The following is a 25,317-nucleotide window of genomic DNA, read 5'->3' as shown; positions in this document are numbered from 1 at the left end:
TAAAAATAGTTTCGTTAGGCTTTAAGATCACAAATTTAAAATGCATCTTTTCAGATTTTAAAAATCAACCTCTGCTCAAGCGATAAAAACTCGCTATACGCAATAGCTAGTATATAATAAAATAATTTACAAATAGTTATTTAAGTATTATTGATATATAATCTCATTTTTATTTTAAAATCAAGGGAGAATAATGAGACTTAGCATTTTTGCTTCAGTCGCTATTTTAGCTACTTTTGCCGTCGCCGATGCAAAGACGGACAGCTACTCGGTGATGCTTCCAAGCGTAGAAGTCGAAGGCATTTCCGAACAAGATAACCTAAAGGGCTACGTCGCATACGATAGCGCGGAAGTAAACAGAAACGGACTTAGCAACAAGCAAACGCCTCAAACCATCGAAACTATCGATATCCAAAAAAATCGCAACTACGGCACGAACGATCTTTCTAGCATCCTCGAAGGAAACGCGGGCATAGACGCGGGCTACGATATGCGCGGCGAGAGTATAAAAATAAGAGGCTTTAGCGTAGACGGCGGAGACATATATAGAGACGGCGTGAGAGACTCGGGCCAGATCAGGCGTAGCACCGCAAACGTCGAGCGCGTCGAGATTTTAAAAGGACCAGCTTCTATCCTATACGGCAGGAGCGACGGCGGGGCAGTCGTAAATTTAGTAAGCAAAAAGGCAAATTTTACCCCTGTTTATAAGGTTTCCGGCAGATACGGCAGCTGGAGCAGATGGGGGCTTGGCGCAGACGTAAACCACGCGGTAAATAATCAACTAGCCGTACGCCTAACTACCGACGGCGAGCACGGTAAATCGTGGCGCGAAGGCATAAAATATAAAAATTTTATGATAAGCCCTAGCGTAATCGTAACAAACCAAAGCGGCGACGTAAGCTTTGAAGCGCAGTATACGTACGACAACGCCTGGCGAGTACCCGATAGAACTCCGACCAAGGCCGTATACGATAAGCTGGGCATAGACTACAAAAAGGGCTTTTCTCACGAGGGCGACTTCGTGGAGGATAGGCTACACTTTTTGCGCACGGAGTTAAATGCCGAGCTAGCAAAAGAGCTAAATTTAAAATGGGTTTTTGGATACAGAAAAGCTAGCCAAAATTTCGACCACTTTTTTGCGGGCAGTATCGTTAGCGGCAACAGACTAAGACAAAACTACGCAAAGCAAGAGACTGATAATGAAACTGTCTCAAATGCCTTTACACTCACCAAGGAGCTAAATTTCGAGAGATTTAAGCACAACATCGCAGTCGGCTACGATAACAGCGTCGAAACCCGCCATCCAAGGCTCTGGTATAGCAGAACCCATACGCAAGATATCGACCCATACGCATCTAGGGGCAGCTGGACGTCAAACAGAAACGTCCCGCTCACGACCGACAACAAACACCGCGCGATCAATCACGGCGTATTTTTCGAGGATCTAATCAGCCTTGACGATACGTATAGGTTGATGCTAGGCGGTAGGTTTGATTTTTATAAATTTAAAACCAGAAATATAAGAGGCCAAACAAACAGCTACACCGGCGACTCGTTTAGCCCGAGAGTCGGCTTTTTATGGGACTTTGCGACCGATCACACCGCTTACGTCTCGTATTCTCAGAGCTTTGCGCCCTACGGCGGTAGAGGCAATATCGGCATCAGCACCGAAGATACGTCAAAGCTTGATCTAAAACCGCAAAACAACGTCCAGTACGAAATCGGACTAAAAAGCACTTGGGCGGATAATAAATTTAGCTCAAACATCGCGGTATTTCAGATCGAACACAAAAATATCCGCTATCAGCCAGACCCTACAAACGACCCATATACTTGGGCGGTTCGCGGCAAGGAGCGTAGCCGAGGCATCGAGCTAAACGTGCTAGGACAAATTTACGAGAATTTATACCTGCGCAGCTCGCTTGGATACACAAACGCTAAAGTCACCAAAGACAACTCAAACCCGCTAAACGAAGGGCTTAATCTAAATGAAACCACGCGCTGGCAGGGCAACGTCTTTTTACGCTACGTAAACGCCGACAAATGGTACGTAGAAAGCGGCGTTACCGGCTACTCCAAACGCTACTTTTACTCTACTAGCGGCGGTAGAATCCAAGAACAACACTTGCCAGGCTTTGCTAGAGTGGACGTGAGTGCTGGATATAGCTTCACCGAGCATGCGCAAATGACGCTAGCGATAAACAATCTCTTTGATAAAAAATACTGGCGCTCAAGCTCGAGGCTAGGCGACGAGAGATCGTTTATGGTGAATTTCCACTATAATTTTTAATTAAAACGTAAAAAACGATAGGTTATCCTATCGCTTTTTACTGATTTTAAAACCGCTTCATCCATTGCGCCCCAAAAGTTAAAAACATAGTGCCAATGACTTGGCTTTGACTGCGGGATAGATAAAATTTCAAATTTAACACCCTTTTATAAGCTTTAAAAATTGCCTCAAACCCATCTTATTAAATTGGCCATCTAGTCTTTGGCGGCAAATTCTATCTGTATACGATAATTAATATTAAATTTATTCCATATTAGTTATTATTCGCGAAGAAAGATTGATAACTTAAATCAATATTAAGTATTCCAAAGGATTTTATATGATTGTTGTAAAAAATAAAGCTTTTGCGCCTATCGTTTCTCTAGTATGCGCAATAAATTTACAAGCCGTAGATAATATAAATTTAGAAGAGGTAGTAGTCACTGCTAGCGGTTTTTCGCAAAGTATTAAAAACCCCCCCGCCAGCATATCAATCGTAAAAAATGACGACCTGGCAAAAGATAGCTTCACCTCGCTTCACTCTATCGCTTCAAAAGCTCCAGGGGTTAGCGTTATAGGCGGCGAGGACGGGCCCGCCAGCGGTATCTCGATCCGCGGCATGGAAGGTTCGCAAAAGCTAGTTCTCATAGACGGCAAGAGAGTAAATTCAAGCGCGGCCAATCCAAAAGGCGGTGCCGGCGATATGAACTCAAATTTTATCCCGCCGGTTGAGGCGATAGAACGTATCGAGATCATCAGAGGACCGATGAGCTCGCTTTACGGTAGCGATGCAGTAGGCGGGGTCATAAATATCATCACGAAGAAAAATTTCGATAAATTTAGCGGCTCCGTGAGTATATCCGGTATCGCGCAGGCTCATAGCGGCATCGGTTCGCAGCGCCAAGCGGACTTTTATCTTAACTTTCCGCTTCTTAGCGAGTATGTAGGTCTTCAGCTCTGGGGCTACAAAAAGTTACGCGATGAGGATAGCTATCCGGGCGGCTATCAAGAAAGTGATAAGAAAAACTTTAGCGCCAAACTATGGATCACGCCCGACGAATACAATAAATTTTATCTCCTAGCCTCCCAAGAACGCCACGAATACTCAAGGACCGTCGGCAAGACGGCAACCGTAAGGACAAATAGGCTGCTAAATAGCTATGACTACAAAAAAGATAGCTATGGAGTAGGATATCTGGGAAATTTTGAAAATCTAAATGCCGACGTGAGTTACATTTACGACCAGACGAAGCGAACGAGCCTCTTTGATAGCTTAACGCCGGCCGATGTCAAAAACCACAACTTTAACTCCAAATTTAGCACCTTCCTAGATTCGCATACGCTAACTTTCGGCTATGATTTCAGCAAACAGTCGGTTAAAACCACATTTATCGTATCAAATTCAAGTAGAAGCGTGCTACGAAACCCGAAAGCCTACTCTATGAAAGAGCATGCGGCATTCTTAGAAGACGAGTGGGAAATTTTAGACGACAAGCTTTATTTGACGCTGGGCGGTCGCTTCACGCATAACGAATTTTTCGACGATCATCTCTCACCGCGTGCGTATCTAGTTTATAATCTAACCGACAACTGGACGCTAAAAGGCGGCGTAGCAACAGGATATAAGACGCCGAACGTCAATCAGATCTCGCCGGAAGTCGGCACCATACAAGGCGGCTGGAGGATCGTAGACTTTGGTAACGCAGACCTAAAACCCGAAAAGAGCCTAACTTATGAAATCGGCGCTTACTACGATAGCGGCGACGATTTTAGAGGTTCGGTCACTCTATTTAGAAACGAGTTTAAAGATAAAATCCTAGATACCGACGGCAGCAGCATAAACCGTATTCCGGCATTTGGCTCGTGCGCTACGGCTCCGCACGTAAACTGCCCGGGCTGGGGAACTTACTTTAACATAGACGGTGCCGACGTCTGGGGTATCGAGCTTAGCGCAGACTACGACATGCTAAAAAATCTAAATTTGCGCGGCAACTACACATACAACAACTCCAAAATCAAAACCGGCGACCCGACGATCAATACCCCAAACGGCCCGGTCAAATTTAGCCAGACCAATCTTAGCCGACTAGACGGCAAATCTCTGACCGCAACGCCAGAGCACGCGGCAAATTTGACGCTAACGTATAAGCCTATCGCAAGCGTGAGCACCTTTGCCGGGGCAAACTACGAGAGCGAGCTAACCAGCGTCAAATTCGGCCCCGGCAATAAAGTAAGCGAAAACGACAAGAAACTTTTTACCGTCGATTTGGGTGCCAGCTGGGAAGTAAATAAAAATTTAAGCTTAAATTTGACCGCCTACAATATTTTTGATAATATCCGCTACGACGAGGGGATGGCTGATGACGGCAACTACTACTGGTATCCTGAAGAGGGCAGGAGATTTTGGTTTAAGGTAAGCGCGAAGTGGTAAGGGTTGTTAAATTATTTTTGGGAGCTTTGATTATTATTGGTGTAGCCAGCGCAAAGCCTACTCAGTACATAGAGCCGATAGATGAAAGCGTTTATCGGCTTTTTGACGTCAAATACTCCATGTTAGAAAACGCGGGAGGAGAAATATATAAAATTTTTCAAGCCGTCCCAAAAAACCGCAACGTTTATCCAAAAACGATTTTTATGCTCGATGCGAATGCGCAATTTTCTGTATTGCTTAATTTATTTAAAAATTTTACTTCTAGCGATAGCGTACCGCTTATCATAGGCGTCGGATACGATACTCCGCTAGCTTACGATACCGTAAGGCGAACAAAGGACTTAACGCCGTTAGCTCAAGGCGACGAATACGAGCAAGGCGGCAATGCGGACAAATTTTATAAATTTATAAAAGAGAGGCTAATGCCGTTTGTAGACAAAGAATACGATATAAAAAATAGCGAAAAAATATTTTACGGCCACTCTTTTGGCGGACTATTTTTAGTTTATTCGCTTTTACAAAACGACGGTATATTTGATGAGTTTTTTATAGCCTCTCCGTCTCTTTGGTGGGGAGATTCAAAAATTCTAAAGGACGCCTTAGATAACGACGGCAAACTAAAAATTAGATTAAAGGCGAGTTTTATAAGACTTAGCGTAGGAGAATTAGAAAAAAGAGCGGGTAAAACGGATAAAGAAAATATACTAAAGGCGGCAGATTTAGCTGAAATTCTAAAAAAGTCGGGCGTCAAATACGAATTTAAAATCTACGAAGGACAAGGACACGGCGACGTAATACCGCTAGTGCTAAAAGATATCGTAAATCATTTAAGCGAATAATTTAAAGACATTAGTTAAAAGATTTTAGAAGCAATTCTTTTTTTAATATCTAAAAGCAAATTTTCCCATAAACCCAAATTTACCTTAACCTAATATACAATCTTAAAATCACGGTACCATATAAAAATACCAAAAGTATACAACCTGGCTATATAGCAGCTTAGATTTATACAGTTTAGCTTATCTTAACAGAGGAGATAAATCCGCCCCGGGCGAGGCGGATTAGAGATTATTTTTCATTAGGCAAATACATCTTCCAGCTATTATCTACTTTCCAGTCTATCGGGTGGCAAGACATACAAGTATTTAGCTTTTGCGGATGATGCACTGCGTGACATGATTGGCACTGAAGCATTTCATTGTCTCTATTATGGACACCATTATGCGGGTTAGACAAACCATAGTGCGCAGTCTTTTTCCTGATATCGTCTATCTTATGACAGCTGGTGCACTGCTCGTTTGTAAATCCTCTTTGTTTTGTTGGCATCTCAAAATCGCCCATCGCATACATCCTGACCTCGTTTAGTTGCTCACCTATGGTTGGTGTATGGCAGTCGTGGCATGTTACATTTGCGTCGTTATGCTTTTTAGCTAGCATATTTCCCTTTGTAAAAGAGTCATACTCTGGCTGCATGTTGTGACACATGATACAAAATTCAGCTTTGTGGCTAGCTGCTTGTACCTGATGAAACGCTATAAAACCTATGACGGCAGCTATTATTAGCCCTATTATCGTATATTTTCTTCTCTTGCTCATGCTTGTACTCCTTTTGCGTTTGCCGCAGCCTGATAGCCTGCTAAGCGTCCGTAGCATAGGCATGTTCCGTGGCTAGTGCCGGCTAAAACTACTGGATAATCTCCCAAAAAGCGTCCGCCCATAACGTTACCGCAGGCGTAAAGTCCTGAAATTTCGTTATAGTCGGTATCCAGCACGTTTGCAGTGCTTGGCTCAACGGTAAAGCCACCCATTACGACCAGGCTCGCACCTACTCCCATTTTGCCAGCATAAAACGGCGCATGGCGGACTGGAAACATCCTCTTAGCGGTCTTACCAAAGTCATCATCATAGCCTTTGTCGCATAGCTCGTTGTAGCGTTTTATAGTTGCTAAAAACTGCGTTTGTGCCTTTTGATTATTAGGGTATAGCATACCGGCAAGTTCTTCTATGCTGTTTGCTTTAAATACATCAGGCATCTCTTCAATATCTTTTACCGATATATACGATGTTTTGCCTATCGCCCACTGGCAGTCAGGTGGAAGCTTTGGATTATCTTCTACACAGTGGTTTACACTGCCGTGTGATACGCCCATGAGGCCGACTTGCTCTGGAAATTTAGAGTCAAATACCTGCCAGCCAAAGCCTCCTGGTTGGCGAGAGAGCGGCTGAGTGACTTGCTGACCGCTTAGATCTTCATTTGTAAAGCGCTCTCCCTTTGCATTTGTTAGTAAAAACGCATCAACGCCAAGCGGTCCGCCAAGCGTGTGAGCGACTGGTGCGTGCGGTCCGTCTTCTAGCTTTGCACCTATCCATGAGCCAAGCTTATGCCCGTCTCCCGTGTTTGTCGGATTGTTTTTGTAGTCTCTGTTTGGAAACGGACAGAAGAAATTTGCCACCCACGGCACAAATGTCTTTACCATCTCATGGTCATTCATATAGTCTCCCGTAGCAAGTATCACCGACTTAGCATTTATCTTGATATATGAGCCATCAGCCATATTTTGCGCGATCGCTCCTTGCATTTTGCCAGTTGTTTTGTCGCGAAGTAGCTTTTTCGCACGAGTTTTGAAGATATATTTTGCGCCTTGTTTTATAGACTTTTCATAAACTAGCTCCATCATCGGCTCTTGACTAGGTAAAAAGGACATAACAGTTGGATAGCTTGGGCTGTTTTCCTTACTTGGGTCGTATCCGGCCGGGAGTGGATAGTGCATAAGCATCAAATTTATCTTACTTCTATCAAGCTGCGTATCGGTCTCTTTCATAAAATGCACCGCAGGAGCAAGCTCTATCATCCAGTCAAAGTCCTCGCCGCTGTGATCCGCCCAGTAGTTCCACACTCGCTGATCGGCGCGGTAGCCCATCTGTTTTAAGTGTTCATTTATGGCCGCATTCTTGTCATATTTGATACCAAGCTCTCTTTGAAATTTATTGCCTAGAGTGCCGTACTGACCGCTTCTAACCTGAAAGCGACCGGCTTTTTCTAGGACGATAACCCTTGCGCCTTTTTCGCTAGCAGCGCGCGCAGCGTGGAGTCCCGAAACGCCGGCACCTATGATAAGTACATCGGTTTCAAGCGTCTCTTTGATATCTTTGTCTGAAATTTGCGGCTCAGCGCCCAGCCATTTTGGCACTTCAGGGGCTTTTGCAACTTCCTTTTTTGGATGGATGAGGTGATTGTTCGGGTTATCACAGCCTGTTAGTAGCGCAGATCCAGCCACAACCGAGCCAAGCGTGAGCGCTCCGCTACGTTTTAAAAACGAGCGGCGTGATAGTTCATTTTTTTCTACCATTTTATACTCCTTGTTTCAAGTTTTATTTTAATATGTCAAAGTCGTAAGAGGCTCTTAGCCAAAGCTCTTCATCCGTCGTTTTGCCGTCAGAGCCACCGTTTGTATATTTTAGCTTTCTATCCATAGTTTCGTAGATAGCAGATAGCTTTAAGCCTTTTACTGCAGGAACTTTATAGCTAACTTGCACGTCCCAGCCCTCTACATCTATCCTAGTTCCTGGCGCTTGACCGTGCAAGCCGCCTGACCTGACGTTGCTGCCGTTATGCTGCTTGCCATACCAGTAGTCAGCGTCCACTCTAAGACCGTCGACGCCTACGTTGCTAAAGTCGTAGCCTGCGCTAAATTTATGTAAATTCATACCAGCAAAATTCATAAATAAAAACGGACCGTAGATCGGAGTAGCCGTAAATGACCCAACGTCGTTACCTATACCTTGAAGCGCCATTTGGTTTTTGCTAACGGTTGAATATGCATATCTAAGATCAAAGCCGTAAGCGTTATAAAGCCCTATCATGCCTGCGTAGTAGTTGCCGTTAAAGTCGAAATTCTCTTTTAAAGTACCGTTTGTTCTTGAGCCTTTATACATAAAGTCTATTCCAACTACCGCGTTTTCAAAAAGCGTAGGCGTTTTGTAGCCAGTAGCTGCGAAGTAGAAATTTATATCGCCTTTTGAATTGGCCGCGTCATCGTATTCAAGACCAGATACGTTTGCATAACCGGCCGTGAGCGAGACGCCAGGAAGGCCGCTATATGTTACAAACGAGTTAAAGATGTTGTCAAATTTATAAGCATAAGGCCCAAAGCCGCCGATAACAACTCTGTCTTTAAATCTTGGCGCACCATGATCGCCGCCCGTTACCGCGCTTGATCTACCGGCAAATTTCCAAAAGTCAGCTAGGCCGATAACGGTATTTATACTATCAAGCTTTATCCTAGCGCTCATGCCCTCAAATGCCTCTTTGTAGCCCACGTCCGTGTTTGTTGCCACAAGCGGCGGCACTAGGCCTGTGTATTTTGAGTTGTAGTACTGGCGACCTAGTTTAAAGTCGATATAGTCATTTTCATATCCTAAGTAGGCCTCTGAAAGTGCTACACCTTCGCTATTCCAGTCATAGACAAAATACTCTTTTGCAGCCTTTGACGGACCGAAATTTACTAAGCCCTGAGCCGTAAGACCAAGCTTAAAGCCATAGTAAGGGCCGGTTAAAAATCTAAGCTCGGCACCTAGGCCGCCGATATACTCACGAATTCTATTTGTTCTGCTGGCTGGCGGGAAGTACTCGGTCGAGTCCATATCGTAGTATGAAAATACTGTCGTGCCCATCGTGCTTGTTTGCAAAGCCTCCGCCAAGCTATCGCTAGCGCTAGCGCTGGACGCCATAGCCATAAGCGTAGCTAAACTAAGAGCAAATTTACTCTTGCCGATCGTCAAAAAACATGTTTTCACCATAACCTCCTTTAATTTTCTTTTTAAGCACCTTTTACAAGAAAACCGTAAGCCAGTCTTGTTTAATAATGCCGCCTTTTTGAACCTGCTTTGTTGCATTATCGCTACTACCGCCTAAGATCGAAGCCACTCCACGTAAATTTATTTTTTGTCGTTTTTGCGGCATCTTCTTTTGGTCTTGTTGGCGAAATCATAACATGTAGGCCTATCAAAAACGGTAAGATTTTGGTAACATTAACTAAAAAATATTTTTTAGTTTTAAATTTTAAATTTGATATAATAGCTACTATGATAGAAATTTTGCTTATAGAAGACGATCTTGAACTGGCCGAGCTTTTAAAATTTGCATTGCTAAAAAGCGAGATTGGCGTAACCATAGTCACAAATCCGCTTAAAGGGCTTGAAATTTTAAACGAAAAAAATACTTTTGATGCATTGGTGCTTGATCTTGGCTTGCCAGATATGGACGGTCTTGAAGTGTGCAAGCACGTAAGACACAGCTATCCATCGCTACCTATCATCATATCATCGGCTCGCAGTGAAACGCTAGATAAGATAAAAGGCTTTGAGCTTGGGGCGGATGACTATATGGCAAAGCCGTATGAGCCTATAGAGCTTGCATTTAGGCTAAGAGCGATACTCCGTCGAGGGATACAAACTAACAACGACTCCAAAACCTTTTGCGTCGATAAACAAAGGCGTATCGTCATAAAAAACAAAGAGGAGATAGCGCTAACGAAAGCGGAATTTGACATCTTTATCTACCTTTATGAAAAAGAGGGGATGGTTATACCAAGAGAGGATATTTTGATAAATTTGGGTCAGGCGAAATTTCAAAGCGGACTAAAAAGCATCGATGTCGCCATAGGGCGCTTGCGTCAAAAAATAGGAGATGATCCTAAAAATCCGCGATTCATTCACCCCGTGCGCGGTATAGGGTATAAATTTATCAATGCGTAATATATCTATCATCAAACTAATATCTTTTTTCTTTTTTGCCGCATTAGTTGTCGTAAATTTAGCATTTTTCATCGAATCAAAAAGGCAGATAAGAGACGTAGAGTACCTTACTTATGAGCGCTTTATGCTGGGTATGCGTATACGAGGACAAGCAGAAGGTAACGCAGCTAAGCAGCTAGCGCAAATCAGCCTTAAAAATAGCGAGCTTGATCCTATTAAGATCAGGCAAGGCGGCGAGAAAATTTTTAGCGACTCGTATACCGATATGATAAGGTATAATAAAAAGTTTTATTTTGTCCCTAGATTTTCTTCTATTGATCCTAAAATGTTTTCGCGCATTATGGATGCGGCAGGGCTTAATATATCAAGCGAAAATGACATTGCGAAAAACGATGTGCCTTTAGAAAATTTAGAAGAAATTTCTTCGCATAACATTTGGATACTTTGGCTTATAGTAAATATCGTAATGGTCGCATTTTTTATAGTCGTCTTAAAAAAATTGCTGAGGCTCAGAAATTTAAAAAATATGATAAGAAGAGCTGGAGAAGAAGATAAATTTAGGCTAATAAAAGTAGAGACAAACGATGAAATAGGCCAAATCGCGGGTGAATTTAATACGACGATGCAAAAAATAGATGCGATAAAACAGGCTAGAGCGCTATTTTTACGTAACATCTTGCACGAATTTCGCAACCCGATAATGAAAGGGCGGATCATGGCGGATATGATAGCCGAAATCTTACAAGACGATAAATTTAAAAGTAGATTAAAACAAATTTTTATAAGGCTAGAAATGATACTTGGCGAGGTTGTCAAGGTCGAAAAACTAGTATCTAATCAATGGGAGCTTAAGAAAAATAAGCACCGAGTTATAGACATCGTCGATCACTCGGTAGATATGCTTTTATTAAAAGACACGAGCCGCATAGAAGTGCGAGCGGACGCGGAAATAAGCGTGGTTGAGGTTGATTTTGAGCTTTATGCAACCGGAGTTAAAAATTTAATCGATAACGCCTTAAAATACTCTAGCGAAAAGGTTGTTGTAAGCATAGATAAAAATGCTCTGTGTATAAGTAGTGTAGGCGATGAGCTTGATCCGCAAAGGCTTGATTTTGAAAGGGCCTTTAACAGAAAAGTCGAGGCGTCAAATTCTGGGTTGGGGCTTGGGCTTTATATCGCAAACCAAATTTTTATAAAACACGGCCATGCCTTAAAATACAAGCACGAAGACTGCAAAAATATTTTTATGATATGTTTCGTCTAACTCCTAAACAAATTAGGAAGGTATTTGTAAATTTGCATAATCAACAAAAAATAGTAAAATTCCAAAAACAAACAATGATAAATTAGAATTTCAAAGGGGCAAATTTGACAGTAGGCGGGCAAATAAAAAATACCGATAGTTCAAACTATCCAAATTTTAATACAAAATTTGCGAGAGATTATGATAAAGAGCCGATAATCATAAAAGATCATAATCCCGAATTTGCTTTCATAGCTTCCATGACATCTGTGCCGTTGATCATTTTGATGTTAATTTATATTTTCCGACCAGCGAAGAGAAAATCATAAAGGCTCTTTTTTGCACCCCACTTTTGATTTCGCCTACCGTATTTGAGCATTGGTTTAACGATAGGCTCATCCGCCTTAAGAACGACAAAATCGAATATCTCGTAAACCCAAAACTAAAACACAGCATAAGAATAGACCAAATTTCAGATATAAAAAGAACCGCCGACACTAGATACGAATACTTTCAGCGCACGCCGCTGATTTGCGCGGCACTGATCTTTGTTTATTGATTTTAGGCTGCTTGGTGGAAGGGACGGCGAGGTTTGCCCTGGCACTGGGATTTATCTTTTTATGCATTCTTATTTTGTATTTTGCGGCGAGAATTTTATTTCAAATTCTCGGTAAAAGAGGAAAGTATAGGTATTTTGAAAATATCGTAATTTACGGCGAATCCGCTAAAAATTTCATAAATATACTGCCAAAAACAGACTCGCAAAGGAGTGAGCTAAAAGCGCATTTTCTTTAAAAACCAGACAAAAATATCAACAAACATGGCATAAAATTTTTATATTTTTTGATAAGAAGTAGAGCATTCGGGCAAATTTGTCTGCACCCTACCTGCACTCCAGCTTCGTTATCGTTTGAGTATTGGCAAAGTACGACGGATACGGCATCGAGAGGCTAAAATTTCGTATCTGCTTCGGCGCGATATTTTTAGCGATGCTAGCGGTGATCTCAGCAACATTTGAGCGCTCGTCGCCGCGCGAAAATAGCGATAGTCCGCTAGGTTTAAAGATAGAGCCCGCGATCGTCTCCTTGCTCACTGGGTTGTTGATGAGTTTGACGGTCAGATCGCAGTTTGCGATACTAAACTCGCCCGTATTTCGCAGCGAGCCCTTAAACACGATTGTTTCGTTTCTTAGTACGCGGTGGCCGGAAAACTCCATGAGCACGGCCTTTTTGGTGTATTTATCCACGATCATCATGAAAAAATATCCAAGCGTCAGCGTCGCTACGACGTTTATCGCGACGTAAATTTTAAAAAATTTCGGATTTTTTTCGCCGCGGGCGATCAGCGCGAAAAGCACCGATAGTAGCGCCAAAACCGCAAGCGCGATGAGGTGAAATACATTAAAATACCCTTCCATCAAAAACACTCCGAGCTTGTCGTGATGTTGTAGTCCTGCGCGCGAAAGTTATTTACCACGTGCGTGATCTCGCGCGTCGCGTTTATGTCTAGCGCGTCTTTTAGCACGATATTTTCTCTCAAAAACGGCTTTAGCTCGTTTGCGTATCGGCGCAGCGTATTGCCCGAGTTTTTGTAAAAGCTAAGCCCGATTTCGCAGTAGTTAAACGGCTTTTTTGAGAGATTCGTGAGGCGCAGATCCACAAGCAACGTGTTTGAGTACTCAAGCTGCTTAGTTGAGACTAGCTCGAGCGAGCGGGTTCGCAAATTTTCATCTAAAAGCTTAGGCATAAAATACGCCCCGCATCCAAGCCCCGCGATAGTGACGATCATCAGCGCAAAGCCCGCAAAAAAGGACTTTGACGCGACGTAAATGCAAAGCGAAACAAGCGCTAAAAAGGTCAAAAACATCCAGATATAGGCGGCAAAATCCACCCAGCTAAGGTGCGTCAGATAGAAATTTAAGCCTTGTTTTAGTTCGTTTATCATCTTGCCTCTTTGCTTCGTTTGCCTTGCGGCGAGCCAAATTTAACATCCTCCTGCACAAAGCGTGCCAAATTTGACTGCCCTAGCCTTTTCGCGAGTTTTTTTCCTCTATGCCGCTCATCCCGAAACGGCGCGCGAGCTCGGCCTTGACGCGGTCAGGGTGAATGCCGTGTAGCGCTAGCGCCACGAGCGAGTGAAAGCACAGGTCGGCCGCCTCGTAGATGATCTCCTCAGTCGGCGTTTTTGGCTTTTGGTTTTGAGATGTCTCAGTTTGGCTGTTTTTGTTTGAAATTTTAGCAAAATTTTCGTTTTGGGTTAAATTTGACGAAATTTGACCACCGTTTGCGCCAGAGTCAAACTGCGAAGTTTCGTTTTTGCGCACCGAGGCGTCCTTACACGCCATCACTAGCTCCGTGGCCTCCTCGCCAACTTTTTTTAGGATTGCGTTTTCGCCCTTTTTAAACAAGCTCGCGACGTATGAAGTCTGCGAATCGGCATTTAGCTTGCGGTCTAATATCGCGTGATAAACCTCGTCGATTATGCCGTAGATCGGCTTTTTGGCTTGGTTTAAATTTTGCTCTCGCGTCAAATTTTGCCCATCATCGCTAGCTAAATTTGACTCGCCGCCGTCTCCAGAAATCTTTCTAAAAAAGCACGATTTTGCGCCGGTGTGGCAGGCTATGCCGCCGTTTTGAACGACTTTGAGCAGTATAGTGTCGTTGTCGCAGTCAAGGAAAATATCATCTATCGCTTGCGTATTTCCGCTCTCCTCGCCCTTTTTCCAGATACGGTTTTTCGTGCGCGAAAAATAGTGTGCAAAGCCCGTTTTTAGACTCAAATTTAACGCCTCTTCGTTCATATAAGCAAGCATCAAAACCTCGCCGCTCGAGCTTTCTTGAACGACGGCAGGCAAAAGGCCGCCTACTTTTTCCCAGTCTATTTTCATCTTAATTCCTTTCGGCTACGGATTTGGCTCGGCGCGTGGGCAAATTTTAAAGCCCAAATTTGACTTCAAATTTGAGTATAAAAAGGCGAAGTTTTTTGCAAAAACATTTCGCTTCGCAAAAACCACACCTATTTCGAGATGATTTTGGAGTTACTCAGGTAAATTTAGCGGCGGACCTGACTTTGCTTGCGATTACAAACGGCAACGAAGCAAAGCCATCCAAGCTAAATTTAGCCGACCCCAAAAAAGCGCTCGCCCGCAAAGCGCAAAAAGGCGAGCCGCTTCAAGCAAAAGTTATTGCGTTATCGCGCTTTGTTTCTCTTTATCCTTCGTGTCCACCCAGATATTCGGCACCGCTCCGCCAGGCGTTAAGAATATCTTCGCGTCTTTATTTTCGCGCAACGCCTCGTTAAATTTAGCCTGCGTCTCGATCTGCTTTAAATTTAGCAAATTTTGATCGAGGCTTTTTGCGACCTCTTTGTTTGCGTAGGCCTGCGCATCAGCTTCGATCTTAGCCGCGTCCGCGCGACCTTGAGCCTCGATGATAGCGGCTTTTGCCGTACCTTCTGCGAGGGCTGCTTTTTTGAGCGCCTCTTGATTTGCGCGCTCTACTTCGTATTTGGTTCGCTCGGCCTCTTGCTTAGCGATTTGTACGCGCTCGATCTGCTCTTTTACCTTTTCAGGCAGGATAATCTCGCGCAGCTGCACGGTTAGCAGTTCGACTGGTTTATTTGGCTGCGCGTCGATGTCCTTGCGGATGCCCTCGTCGATAGCCGTGGCTAGGTCGTTTCGCTTCGTCGGAAGCTCCTCGGCGGTGTATTTACCTGCGATACTGCGTACGACGTCACGCACGACGGGATCAACGATCTTGTTCTCCCAGCTAAGCCCCCAAGACGCGATCGTTTGAGGCGCGTTTTCCGGATTTAGGCGGTACTGCACGGTGATGTCGATGCTGACTGGCAAGTTTCTCGCGTCCAAAACGGATATCGAGTTTTTGCGGATGATACCGGCTTGAGCCTGCGCGCCGTACTTTTGCGCAGCCTCGCCCATATCTTCGCCAGACGTGTAGTTGATGAGGCGCACGCGAGTATCGACTACGATGACCTTTTGCAAGAACGGGATAAAGAAGTGCAGTCCCGGCTGCATAGGGGACGGGTCATATTTACCCAAATTTGACTTGATGCCCACTTCGCCCGAGTTTATCGTGACGAAAGGCTGCGTGAGCGCGATCACGGCAACGAGCGCGATGATGACGTAGGCAAAGGCCGAAATTTTACCAAATCCTTTAAAATCAGGCGTTTTAAAATTTACTTTTGATCCCTTGCTCTCGCCGCTGTTATCGTCTCCGCCGCCACTAGAACCGCGTTTTTTATTAAAATAATCATTCAAATCTGCTGGCATTTCGTTCCTTAAATGTAAGTTAGCATCGAGGCGTATTTTGGATTGCGTCCGTAAACTACGTCAAAATACGCGTCTTGTAGGCGTTTAGTTACTGCTCCGCGCTCGCCCGCGCCGATCACGCGGTTGTCGATGTTGCTTATCGGGGTGCCCTCGGCCGCCGTACCCGTAAAAAACGCCTCGTCTGCAGTGTATGCGCGGTCGCGGGTGATACGCTCTCTGCGCACCTCGATACCTAGATCGCGGGCGATTTTGATGACGGTGTCTTGCGTGATGCTAGCTAGGCTGCTGTCGTTTGGAGGAGTGATGACCGCGCCGTCTTCCACGATGAAAAAGCACTCGCCCGGTCCCTCGGAGATGTAGCCTTCGCTATCAAGCAACAACGCTTCGTCGTAGCCCGCCTCTTTGGCTTCGTAGTTAGCCATTTGCGAGCAGAGGTAGTTCGAGCTTGATTTCGCGCGGCTCATTTGACCGCCGACGTTTAATTTAGCAAAGCTTGAAATTTTCACGCGGATGCCTTTTTTAAGTCCCTCTTCGCCTAGATATGCACCCCACTCCCATGCGGCGATTGCCGTATTTACGGGAGCTTTTGTATGAGCTAGACCCATGATGCCGTAGCCTAGATAAACGATCGGGCGCAGATAGACATTTGATTTAAAATTGTTTGCGCGAAGTAGCTCGATTTGCGCATCTTCGAGTTCTTTTTGCGTGTATTTGACGTTTAGGATAGTCATTTTAGCTGATTTTAGCAGGCGCGCGGTGTGATCGCTTAGGCGAAATATCGCTAAGCCCTTATCCGTCATATACGCTCTTGCGCCCTCAAATACCGCGTTTGCATAGTGAAGCGAGTGAGTTAAAACGTGGACTTTAGCGTCCTCCCATTTGACTAATTTTCCATCCATCCAGATAAATTCGGAAGGGTTCATTTTTCATCCTTTTTTATAAAATTTGCTGAGTGTAGCTAAAATTTCTTTAAAATTTTGTAATGTTTAAGATTTCATCCTAAAATTTTGAGCTTGCGAGGCAAAATTTACTCCGATTTTACAGCTCATCCACTACGGTGTCTTCGATATTTTCAGCAAACGGTAGCACGAGCGTCTTATTAGAGCCAAACACGCTATGCCACAGGGCTTTTTTGATCGCATCATAAGGCGTATCGTAAATTTTAGCCAGCTCTTGCAGTAGTTCCTCGGCCTTATCGTCGCTTAAATTTTCGCGGCGATAAAATAGCATCAGAGTCGCGCCGATACCGATAAACTCAAATCCAAATCGCTCATTCATCATCAAAATAAACGCGTACGTCTGCTCTGGCTCAAAATCGTCGGCAAAATACCCCTGTATCATCCGCGCAAAGGCATCCGTACTGCACTCGCAAGGACACAGATAAACGTCGATATCCTCGTCAAGAGCGTTATAATCGCGGGTATTTAGGTATTTCTTGTATTCGGGGTTGCGCAGGATACTTAGCATCAAACGAAACTCCGCAGCGGGAAAGTTTCGCGCGTCCGGATTTTGCGCGTTATACTCTTCCTCGTCAAGCATCTCGTAACTAGAGCTTGCGTGCATATTCGTGTATTCACACTGAGGAGCATTTTCGATGATAAAAAGTGGCTTAAATCCCGCATACTGCTCGCACAGGCGGTCGTAGGTGATCGTGACGGTGTTCATATTTTGATGAGCGTTAAGGACGCCGTATTTTAGGGTAAAATTCGCTTCCTGTGTATAGCGTTGATCGGGCTTTGCTAGCCTAAAAGAAATAAGCTTTTCGGGGCGACAAATCATGTAAAAAGCTAGTTTTAATTTTTCAAAAAACGACATATTTTTCCTTTTAAATAATTTAAATTTTACCGGCTCGGCGGCTAGCGTCGGATTATTCGGCCAAAAGCGGCAAATTTAACCAAAAAACGCAACTTTTTTCGGAGCGTAATTTAAGCTAAAAAAGGCTTAAATCTCAAAATTCGGCTTCATATTTAAACATAGAGCGATAATACCGCAAGCAAAGTAGATGGTCAAGAATAAAGGAGCTATATATAAGCGACCCTAGCCGGCGGCAAATTTAAACGAAGTGGTAATTTCTTGTTTGGGGCCAAATTTGAAGCGTTGCTTGGATTTAAAAGCTAATTCCAAATTTGAGCGCAAGAAAAAAGGCGAAGCATCGCAAGATGATATTTAACGCCGCTACGGTTTTTGAGGCCAAGGCCAACCATGCAAGGCGCCGCAAAGGCCTCTGCTTGCAGTTACAGGCAAACGAAGCAAAAACTCATAAAAGCCGCCGGTAAAACGTGCCGTTATTTTTCTAAAATTATCCTAGTAGCGGCCGGATCCACGCACTCTTTTTGCATTATTATTTCGCCTATTTCTTTTGCCCTTATCGCGCCTGAAAGTGGGTTTTTCACGCTAGCTATGCCGCCTAAAATTTCAGCGTCCACGCTTGAGTACTCAAAGGCTAGCGTCGTATCTAGCGTCTGGCAGCCTCGCAGCACGAGAGCTTGCACGTAGCAAAGCCCTTGCAAGCTCTCTATCACGCAGTTTTCAAAGGTCACGTTTTTGCTGTTCCACGCGAGGTATTCACCGCTTATAAAGCTATTTCGCACGGTCACGTTCTCGCAGTTCCAAAAGGCGTCTTTGCTAAGCAGTTTGCTATCCTCGACGAGCAGATTTTTGCAGCCGTCAAAGCCGTAGTTCCCGTCCAAATTTAGCCCGTAAACGCGCACGTTTTCGCAATTCATCGCAAAATAATCCCCGCGCGCGCAGACGTTTTTTATCTCCACGTCCTCACAGCTCCACAGCGTCTCCTCGGCCTGGGTTAAATTTACGTTTTCTAGCCTCACGTTTTTACACCTGCGAAAGGATTTTGGCGCCTGGATTAGCGTATCTTTAAAGCCAACGTCCTGCGCGTACCAGATGCCTGCGCGCGCCATCTGCATCAAAAATCCGTCCTCCACGGCGACGTTTTTGGTGTACCACAGCGGATATTTCCACTCGAAAGTGCAATTTTTTAGGCGCAAATTTTGCCCGTGCTTTAGCGGCGACTCGCCTGCTGCAAACCCGCACCGCTCAAACTCCGCATCCTTTGCGCCAAACATCGCGCGCTCGCCGATAAATTTTTGCTCGACAAATTTTTGCATTTTCGCCTCCGCAGTTTTTTACGTAGATTATATCGGTTTTACGGCAACAAGGGTGTAAATTTTAAAAATCGGAGCAAAATTTATGAAGCAAATGGGTAAATTTAAGCAGCAGCGAAAATCCAAGCGTTTGGGCATTGCTATTGTCTTTCGGAGTCCTATTTTCCTAAACGCTTGGCAGGAAAAGGTAAGATTTAGACTAGCGCAAAGGATGGAAACGCGAGCCTAAATTTTACCTTTTGCGGTCAAATTTGCCGTATTGCGGGAGGGCGTCAAATTTGATCTAATTTTAAAGCCTGCGCCCCATCAATTGGAGCGGGCAAATTTAACCGAGCCGCAAGCGCAAAATCCAAATTTACCAAAAAGTGGCCCCAAGGCGCACCGACCGGGAGCTGCTAAATTTTACTTCTCAAACGCCTTTTCTAGGCTAAACGGAAACGCCTGATAGCCCATCGCATTGGTCATTTTGATCTCGATTGAGGGCTCTTTTGCGCCCCATTCAAACTCGTTGATGTGAGGGCTAGGCACACCGACCGGACGGCCTTTGGCGATGTCAAACTGCATGCCCGCGACCGCTGAGTAAACCATCACGCTATCAAGGTCGTCTTGATACTGCGCTAGCGAAGTAACCGAGCTGTACCACTCGCTGCCGCGCTGTTTGCCGTATTCCCAGACCTGCTCGACGGTTTTAGCTTTTTCGTCGATTTTATAAACGACCGCGCGGGAGTATTTCATACCCGCCATCGCAGGCTGCTCCATGCCGCGGGTGTCGCCGTTGTCAAAGACGGTGAGATACACTACGCCCTTTTTGGACTTGCTATCAATGCGAAATGCCGTGTGTTGCGTCCACTGCCAGTCAAACCCGCCCGTTTCGCTCTCGTAGCCAGGGCATTTTGAGTACTCGTCCTCGCAGACGATTTTTTTGCCGTCTTTATCTACAGGCTGGAGTAAGTAGCCTTTAAACTGATCCTTCCAGCCTTTGTGTGCGCCCATTATCCACTTGACTTTTTTGTCGCGGCCGATCTTGATGACGGCGTCTTGGTGGCGGCTAGAGATGATGATGCTATCGTCGCTTGGATCATAATCCACGCTATTTACGTGCGCCCAGTTGCGTCCAGGGCCAGAGCCCACGATGTCGCCCCATTTTTCGTTCGTATCCATCGCGGCCAGCTCGTCCGTGCTCGCGGTATGGCCAGCCTTGCTAGCGTCGATATTTAGGCACACAGCACCCTGATCGAGCGTTTTTAACACGATGTCGCGGTACGGATCTAAAATTTCATACAGCCTAAAATCATCTACGACGTTGCCGTCGCGATCGACCTCGACGATGACGTCGCGCACGGTGCGGACGTTTTTACCGTCGGCGCGCTTATAGTTGGCATTTGCCGCGCGCAGGAAGTAGTGCCCGTTTTGCGCAACATCCATAGAGTGCGAGAAGTCGTTGTAACCCGCAGGTAGCTCTCGGTTAAAAATTTCGCGTCCCATTATGTCATATTTGGCGTATCGCTGCCCGTAACCCCACGTCATCGCGCCGTCGTCGTTTTGTTTAAAGCCCATCATGACGCCAGCAGAAAACGGCTGTTTGAGGTCGTAAATTTTACTCGGCTCCAGGTACCAACGTACTTCGCCTTTGGTGTCCAGCACGAAGTTGTTCGGGCTGTAGTTCCACTCGATCGCGCCGCCTGCGGGGTTGTTCCATACGACTTTTGTGCCTTTGCCGGTTTTATTTACGAAGTTATTTACGTAGTAGAGGCGGTTAGCGAATTTCGCGCTCGGAGCCTTTACGACCTCGATTTTATCAAACAGCGCACCTTTTTGAGACGGCATGCCAGAGCTCTCCAAATAGATCGCCGGAGCGTAAATTTTATAGGTTTCTTTTATATGCTCGGTTTGGCCCTTATAAATTTTATCGTACTCCACCTCCACGGTATTTTGATAGTCGGGATATAGTCCGAAAACCGGGATTCCGCCGTGAGTACGCAGGTGCTTGTCGGCGACTTTGTAGCTGATAACCTGACCGCCCGGCTTTGGCACGATAGTGACTTTCGCGTTTGCTAGCGTGTAGCCGCCGTTTTTGATCACCGCCGTTAGAGGCGCGATGTCGTATGGGTTTACGACTACTTCGCCGATCTTGCCTGGGACGGCGTAGTCAATGTGCGAGCCGCTAGGTCCGCCGATAGCAAGCGCTGCCGTGCTTAGACCGCCAAGTAACGCCGCAGCTAGGGCGACTGACGAGAGAGTTCTTTTCATCTTTTCTCCTTTATAATGATAAATCGTTTCGTTGCCGTAATTTTAGTAAATCTTTCTAACGTGAAAATCACGCTATTATTATAAAAAGCTTAAATCCAGAAAATAATTCAAATTTTTATATTTTCCGCTAAAATTTAGCCTAAATTTTACGAATTTAATCTAAAATTTATCTTAGCGTGAGTTTTGCGGCGGCGAGAGGATATAAAATTAACCCAAACAAAATCATTTTAAGGAGCACTTCATGAATCTACTTTCTAAATTTAGCAAAGGCTTTCTAGCCGTTGCGATGTTTGGCGCCCTTAGCGCAGCCGCGTTTACCGAGGGCGAGGACTACGTAAAGCTCGAAAAACCGCTACCGGTGGAGCAAAACACGCTAGTTAAGGTCTTTAGCTACGCTTGCCCGTTTTGCTACAAATACGACAAAACCGTCACGCCGAAGGTCGTAGAAAAGGTCGCGGGGCTAAAATACGTACCGTTTCATCTAAAAACCAAGGGCGAATACGGCGAGGCAGCGAGTAAAATTTTTGCCGTTTTGGCCGTGATGGACGAGGAAAAAGGCGTGAGCCTGCTAGACGAAAACTCGCTGTTTAAAAAGGCAAAATTCGCCTACTACAAGGCCTATCACGATCAAAAGCAACGCTGGAGCGACGGCAAGGACGAGGCTGCGTTTTTAAAGACGGGGCTTGATGCGGCGGGCATCAGCGAGGCGGACTATCAAAAAAAGCTGGAGGACCCAAAAGTCGCCGAACTACTTAAAAAGTGGGACGAGAGCTACGACGTAGCCAAGATCCAAGGCGTGCCGGCGTTCGTCGTAAACGGCAAATACCTCATCATGACGAAGTCGATCAACTCCATCGACGGCATGGCGCAGCTAATCGAAGAGCTGCTCAAAAAATAGGGCGCGGGCATGAAATTTGCGGAAAAAATAGCGAAATCGGCAGTTAGCCGCCTGCCGTGGGCGATCCTCATAGTAGTGAGCGTCGGGCTTGTTATCCTCGCGCACTCGCTGTTTCAAAACTACGTCTATATGCCCCCTTGCGAGCAGTGCGTCTATATCCGCTTTGCCTTTTTATGTATGGCGCTGGGAGGCCTAGTCGCGATCATAAATCCTAAAAATTTACTCCTCGCGCTCGCAGGCTACCTGCTAGCCTTTTGGGGCGCGATTCAGGGCATAATGTATAGCGCCAAACTAATCAAAATCCACGGCGCCGTCCACGGAGATGATCCGTTTGGCGTACAGGGCTGCTCGACCGAGCCGCATTATCCGTTTGGCTTGCCGCTTGAGCGGTGGGCGCCTGATTGGTTTTTACCTACAGGCGACTGCGGCTACGATAGCCCTTTGGTTCCCGACGGCGTCACGCTAAGCGGCTTTCAGAAGTATCTCGTGGATCTTTACGAGGACGGCTGGTACCTGATCCCATCAAGCAAATTTATGTCGATGGCAGACTGCACGCTGATCGGCTTTGGCGTCTGCTTCGTCGTGCTCGCCGCGATGTTTATTTGCAAAATTTTAACTCTCAAAAAAGCTTAAATCGGTCTAAATTTAGACCGATTTTGCTATACTCGCCGCATGAGAGCCTTACGCGAGCATAATTTTAAAATCTACTTCATCATCATTTTTGCAAGCCTTTTCGTGGTGCTTTTGGGCGTGAAAAACTACGAGGACGCCAAGGCGCAGATCACGGCGCTCGCGGATAAAAACAAGATCGCCGCGAGCGAAAATATGGTCGGGAATTTCTCGTTTTGGCTGGACGAGCGGCTGCACTCGCTGGTGCGCGCGGCTAAATTTATAGAAAATACGGGCATCTCGCAAGACAGCGAAAAGCTGGGCGACTTCATACGACTTTTCAAAGAAAACTCAGCAGAATTTGACGCTTTGCAGTTTTTGCGCGAGGACGGAGAAATTTTCGTAGACGGCAAGAAGCTAGAGGGCGATGAAGCGATGCCAAAGAGCCTTCGCACGGGGCTTGTGTGGTTTGAGGAAACCAAAAGCACGCTAGCACCCACGGTAAATTTTATGCAGCGCCATAAAATTTTGGGCGAGCCGACGTTAAATTTATGCGTACCCGTCATGGACGGCGGCTCGTTTGCAGGGGTGTTTTGCGGCGTGGTAAAGCTGCAAAACATACTAAAAAATATGGAAAAATTTAAGCTCGCGCCCGATTCATACGCCTTTATCGTCACGCACGGCGGCGAAATTTTAACTCCGATGAAGGACGCGGCGCTAAAAAAACAGATCGAGGATAAATTTAAAGAGCTTTTTCTGCGTGACGAAGATATCACGAGCCTAAATATCGGCTCGAATTTCATCTCCGTCGCCGAGATCCCCACGCTAAAATGGTTCATCGGCGCAGGCACCGATAACGAAAAGGAGCTCACCGCGCTGCTTAACTCCGTGCTAAAAAACGCTCTCATCCTGCTTTTTGCGTTCGCGGCTTTGGCGCTCGTGGCAAATTTCTTGCATAACTTTATGTATTCAAAAATCAAAAACCTACAAGACGACTACGAAGCCCTACTCAAGCACAAAGCCCGTATGAGCGAGGCCGGCGAGCTAATCAGCGGCATAAATCATCAGTTTATTCAGCCGGTTAATTCGCTAAATTTGATGATCTCAAGCCTACTTATGCTGCAAAAAGACGGCAAGCTAGACGCCGCGACACTAGAGAGTATGCTGCAAAAAGGGCAGGCTGCGACCGTGCTTTTGAGCGATACGATCGAGATTTTTAGAAATTTTTATAAAAGCAGCGACAGCCCGCAAAAATTTAGCGTGCAGCGCTGCGTCAAAGACCTACTAAAGCTAATGCACACCGAGCTTAGCAAAGCAAACGTCGCAGTAAGCTTGCGCGAGTTTCAAGATGAAGAAGCCACGCAGCGAATGGGCATCGTGCAGCAAATTTTACTCATCCTCATACACAACGCCAAGGATGCGGTCGTGGAGCGATACAAAGACGAGATCGCCAAGCGGCAGGTTTTTTTGGACGTCAAATTTGAAAACGGCATGTGCAAAATATCCGTCACGGACTACGGCAGCGGCGTGAGCAGGGATCTTCGGGATAAAATTTTAAGCCAGCCAAAAACCACTAAAAAGCAAGGAAGCGGCATCGGGCTGTATTTTGGCAAAAAGCTCGCAAACGAAAAGCTCGCGGGCGACGTCAAGCTACTAAGCGCTGGCGATCCGACGACGTTTGAGCTAAGCTTTGAGATAAATTTAAAGGAGTGAGATGCAAGAGCACTTAAAGCTGCTTAAAGACCTGACCGTCCTCATCGTAGAAGACGACGAGATCGCAAGGGAGCTGCTAATAGGCGGGCTAAAGCCATACTGCCTTAGCGTCTGGGGCGCGGGCGACGGGCTGGAGGGGCTAGAGCGCTTTAAAAAGCTAGGCCCCGCCATCGTCATCACCGACATCCACATGCCCGCGATGAACGGCTTTGAGATGATGAAGGAGATGATCCGCATAAAACCCGCGCAAAAATTTATCGTCTTTACCTCCTACGACACCGACGATAACCTCATCAAAAGCATTGAGCACGGCGCGGCATCGTTTCTAAAAAAACCCGTCGATATCGCCACTCTGTGCCGCCTGCTCGTGGCTCTAACCTACGAAAAGGACGAAAAGCTCGTGCGCCTGAGCCCGCAAACCAGCATAAATCTCGCCAAAGAAAAGATCTACAAAAACGGCGAGGAGATCTATCTCTCATTTTTGCAAAACAAGCTATTTTGGCTCTTTGCGTATAATCTAAACAAGCTCGTGAGCTACGAGATGATCGAGGAGTTCGTCTATGAGGGCGAGCTGCCTAGCAAGGGCGCGATACAAAACGTCGTGCTGAGGCTAAAGCGGGAGCTGGGGGTTAAATTTAAAAACATTAGCGAGAGTGGGTATATACTACTAAGCGGCGAGTAAATTTAACTTTGCGGCTTGCCTCGCTAGCGTCTTTAACGGAGCTAGTAAAATTTAG

General features: G+C 45.6%; 21 protein-coding genes. 10 read left to right on the top strand and 11 right to left on the bottom strand.

The window, feature by feature from the left end; translation table 11 throughout:
- Nucleotides 1-193 precede the first annotated feature (193 nt).
- The 3 genes from H740_RS04685 (at nucleotide 194) to H740_RS04670 (ending at nucleotide 5,539) form a co-directional block, all read left to right on the top strand.
- Complete coding sequence (locus H740_RS04685; RefSeq protein WP_002951868.1) at nucleotides 194-2,290, top strand: TonB-dependent receptor; 2,097 nt, start codon at nucleotides 194-196, stop codon at nucleotides 2,288-2,290.
- Between the two features lie 319 nt (nucleotides 2,291-2,609).
- Nucleotides 2,610-4,700 (top strand): TonB-dependent receptor domain-containing protein, encoded by a 2,091-nt coding sequence (locus H740_RS11495; protein WP_002951867.1) that lies wholly within the window; start codon nucleotides 2,610-2,612, stop codon nucleotides 4,698-4,700.
- Between the two features lie 17 nt (nucleotides 4,701-4,717).
- Entirely contained in the window at nucleotides 4,718-5,539 is an 822-nt protein-coding gene (locus H740_RS04670; RefSeq protein ID WP_231679319.1) for an alpha/beta hydrolase, read from the top strand.
- 229 nt (nucleotides 5,540-5,768) lie between these two features.
- Here H740_RS04670 and H740_RS04665 read toward each other — a convergent pair whose 3' ends face one another.
- Genes H740_RS04665 through H740_RS04655 form a run of 3 tightly spaced genes read right to left on the bottom strand, consistent with a single transcriptional unit; the run spans nucleotide 5,769 to nucleotide 9,500 of the window.
- Entirely contained in the window at nucleotides 5,769-6,296 is a 528-nt protein-coding gene (locus tag H740_RS04665) for a cytochrome c3 family protein (protein ID WP_002951865.1), read from the bottom strand.
- Nucleotides 6,293-8,050 carry an FAD-dependent oxidoreductase gene (locus tag H740_RS04660; RefSeq protein WP_002951861.1) on the bottom strand — a complete coding sequence of 586 codons (1,758 nt, stop codon included), beginning with the start codon at nucleotides 8,048-8,050 and terminating at the stop codon, nucleotides 6,293-6,295. Before H740_RS04660 ends, H740_RS04665 begins: the two co-directional genes overlap by 4 nt.
- A gap of 22 nt (nucleotides 8,051-8,072) precedes the next feature.
- The gene (locus H740_RS04655) at nucleotides 8,073-9,500 is read right to left on the bottom strand and encodes a metalloid reductase RarA (RefSeq protein ID WP_197273060.1); all 1,428 of its coding nucleotides are present in this window, start codon (nucleotides 9,498-9,500) and stop codon (nucleotides 8,073-8,075) included.
- 222 nt (nucleotides 9,501-9,722) lie between these two features.
- On the opposite strand from H740_RS04655, the gene H740_RS04650 reads away from it, so the two are divergent.
- The 3 genes from H740_RS04650 (at nucleotide 9,723) to H740_RS04635 (ending at nucleotide 12,259) form a co-directional block, all read left to right on the top strand.
- A complete protein-coding gene (locus H740_RS04650) occupies nucleotides 9,723-10,457 on the top strand; it encodes a response regulator transcription factor (RefSeq protein WP_002951857.1) in 735 nt (244 codons plus the stop codon).
- Nucleotides 10,450-11,721 (top strand): ArsS family sensor histidine kinase, encoded by a 1,272-nt coding sequence (locus H740_RS04645; RefSeq protein WP_002951855.1) that lies wholly within the window; start codon nucleotides 10,450-10,452, stop codon nucleotides 11,719-11,721. Before H740_RS04650 ends, H740_RS04645 begins: the two co-directional genes overlap by 8 nt.
- A 331-nt stretch (nucleotides 11,722-12,052) precedes the next feature.
- Nucleotides 12,053-12,259: a hypothetical protein gene (locus tag H740_RS04635; RefSeq protein ID WP_002951853.1), complete on the top strand. Its 207-nt coding sequence runs from the start codon at nucleotides 12,053-12,055 to the stop codon at nucleotides 12,257-12,259.
- 324 nt (nucleotides 12,260-12,583) lie between these two features.
- Here H740_RS04635 and H740_RS04625 read toward each other — a convergent pair whose 3' ends face one another.
- The 8 genes from H740_RS04625 to H740_RS04590 form a co-directional block, all read right to left on the bottom strand.
- Complete coding sequence (locus tag H740_RS04625; protein ID WP_002951851.1) at nucleotides 12,584-13,117, bottom strand: DUF2393 family protein; 534 nt, start codon at nucleotides 13,115-13,117, stop codon at nucleotides 12,584-12,586.
- On the bottom strand, nucleotides 13,117-13,644 hold the full coding sequence (locus tag H740_RS04620) for a DUF2393 family protein (protein WP_002951849.1): 528 nt from the start codon (nucleotides 13,642-13,644) through the stop codon (nucleotides 13,117-13,119). Before H740_RS04620 ends, H740_RS04625 begins: the two co-directional genes overlap by 1 nt.
- Before the next feature lie 79 nt (nucleotides 13,645-13,723).
- On the bottom strand, nucleotides 13,724-14,587 hold the full coding sequence (gene hisIE / locus H740_RS04615; RefSeq protein WP_002951848.1) for a bifunctional phosphoribosyl-AMP cyclohydrolase/phosphoribosyl-ATP diphosphatase HisIE: 864 nt from the start codon (nucleotides 14,585-14,587) through the stop codon (nucleotides 13,724-13,726).
- 294 nt (nucleotides 14,588-14,881) lie between these two features.
- Nucleotides 14,882-15,988, bottom strand: coding sequence for an SPFH domain-containing protein (locus H740_RS04610; RefSeq protein ID WP_002951847.1), 1,107 nt, complete (start codon nucleotides 15,986-15,988; stop codon nucleotides 14,882-14,884).
- Nucleotides 15,989-15,996: 8 nt separating this feature from the next.
- Complete coding sequence (gene ilvE, locus H740_RS04605) at nucleotides 15,997-16,911, bottom strand: branched-chain-amino-acid transaminase (protein ID WP_002951846.1); 915 nt, start codon at nucleotides 16,909-16,911, stop codon at nucleotides 15,997-15,999.
- Nucleotides 16,912-17,026: 115 nt separating this feature from the next.
- Nucleotides 17,027-17,803, bottom strand: a complete 777-nt coding sequence (locus tag H740_RS04600; RefSeq protein ID WP_002951845.1) for a hypothetical protein — start codon at nucleotides 17,801-17,803, stop codon at nucleotides 17,027-17,029.
- A gap of 470 nt (nucleotides 17,804-18,273) precedes the next feature.
- The gene (locus H740_RS04595) at nucleotides 18,274-19,113 is read right to left on the bottom strand and encodes a DUF3737 family protein (protein ID WP_002951844.1); all 840 of its coding nucleotides are present in this window, start codon (nucleotides 19,111-19,113) and stop codon (nucleotides 18,274-18,276) included.
- A gap of 399 nt (nucleotides 19,114-19,512) precedes the next feature.
- Entirely contained in the window at nucleotides 19,513-21,360 is a 1,848-nt protein-coding gene (locus H740_RS04590; protein WP_002951843.1) for an aryl-sulfate sulfotransferase, read from the bottom strand.
- Nucleotides 21,361-21,601: 241 nt separating this feature from the next.
- Here H740_RS04590 and H740_RS04585 point away from each other — a divergent pair, with 241 nt between their 5' ends.
- From H740_RS04585 to H740_RS04570, 4 genes are read left to right on the top strand one after another with little or no spacing between them, the layout of a single operon-like run.
- Nucleotides 21,602-22,258: a thiol:disulfide interchange protein DsbA/DsbL gene (locus tag H740_RS04585; RefSeq protein ID WP_002951841.1), complete on the top strand. Its 657-nt coding sequence runs from the start codon at nucleotides 21,602-21,604 to the stop codon at nucleotides 22,256-22,258.
- Nucleotides 22,259-22,267: 9 nt separating this feature from the next.
- The gene (gene dsbI, locus H740_RS04580; RefSeq protein WP_002951840.1) at nucleotides 22,268-22,891 is read left to right on the top strand and encodes a protein-disulfide oxidoreductase DsbI; all 624 of its coding nucleotides are present in this window, start codon (nucleotides 22,268-22,270) and stop codon (nucleotides 22,889-22,891) included.
- A gap of 39 nt (nucleotides 22,892-22,930) precedes the next feature.
- A complete protein-coding gene (locus H740_RS04575; RefSeq protein WP_002951838.1) occupies nucleotides 22,931-24,580 on the top strand; it encodes a sensor histidine kinase in 1,650 nt (549 codons plus the stop codon).
- 1 nt (nucleotide 24,581) lies between these two features.
- Complete coding sequence (locus H740_RS04570) at nucleotides 24,582-25,262, top strand: response regulator transcription factor (protein ID WP_002951836.1); 681 nt, start codon at nucleotides 24,582-24,584, stop codon at nucleotides 25,260-25,262.
- Nucleotides 25,263-25,317 lie beyond the last annotated feature (55 nt).

The sequence above is a fragment of the Campylobacter showae CC57C genome, from assembly GCF_000344295.2.
GTDB classification, from domain to species: domain Bacteria; phylum Campylobacterota; class Campylobacteria; order Campylobacterales; family Campylobacteraceae; genus Campylobacter_A; species Campylobacter_A showae_B.
The sequence above is the reverse complement of the archived record's forward strand: the minus strand, read 5'-3'. Positions and strand labels throughout refer to the sequence as shown.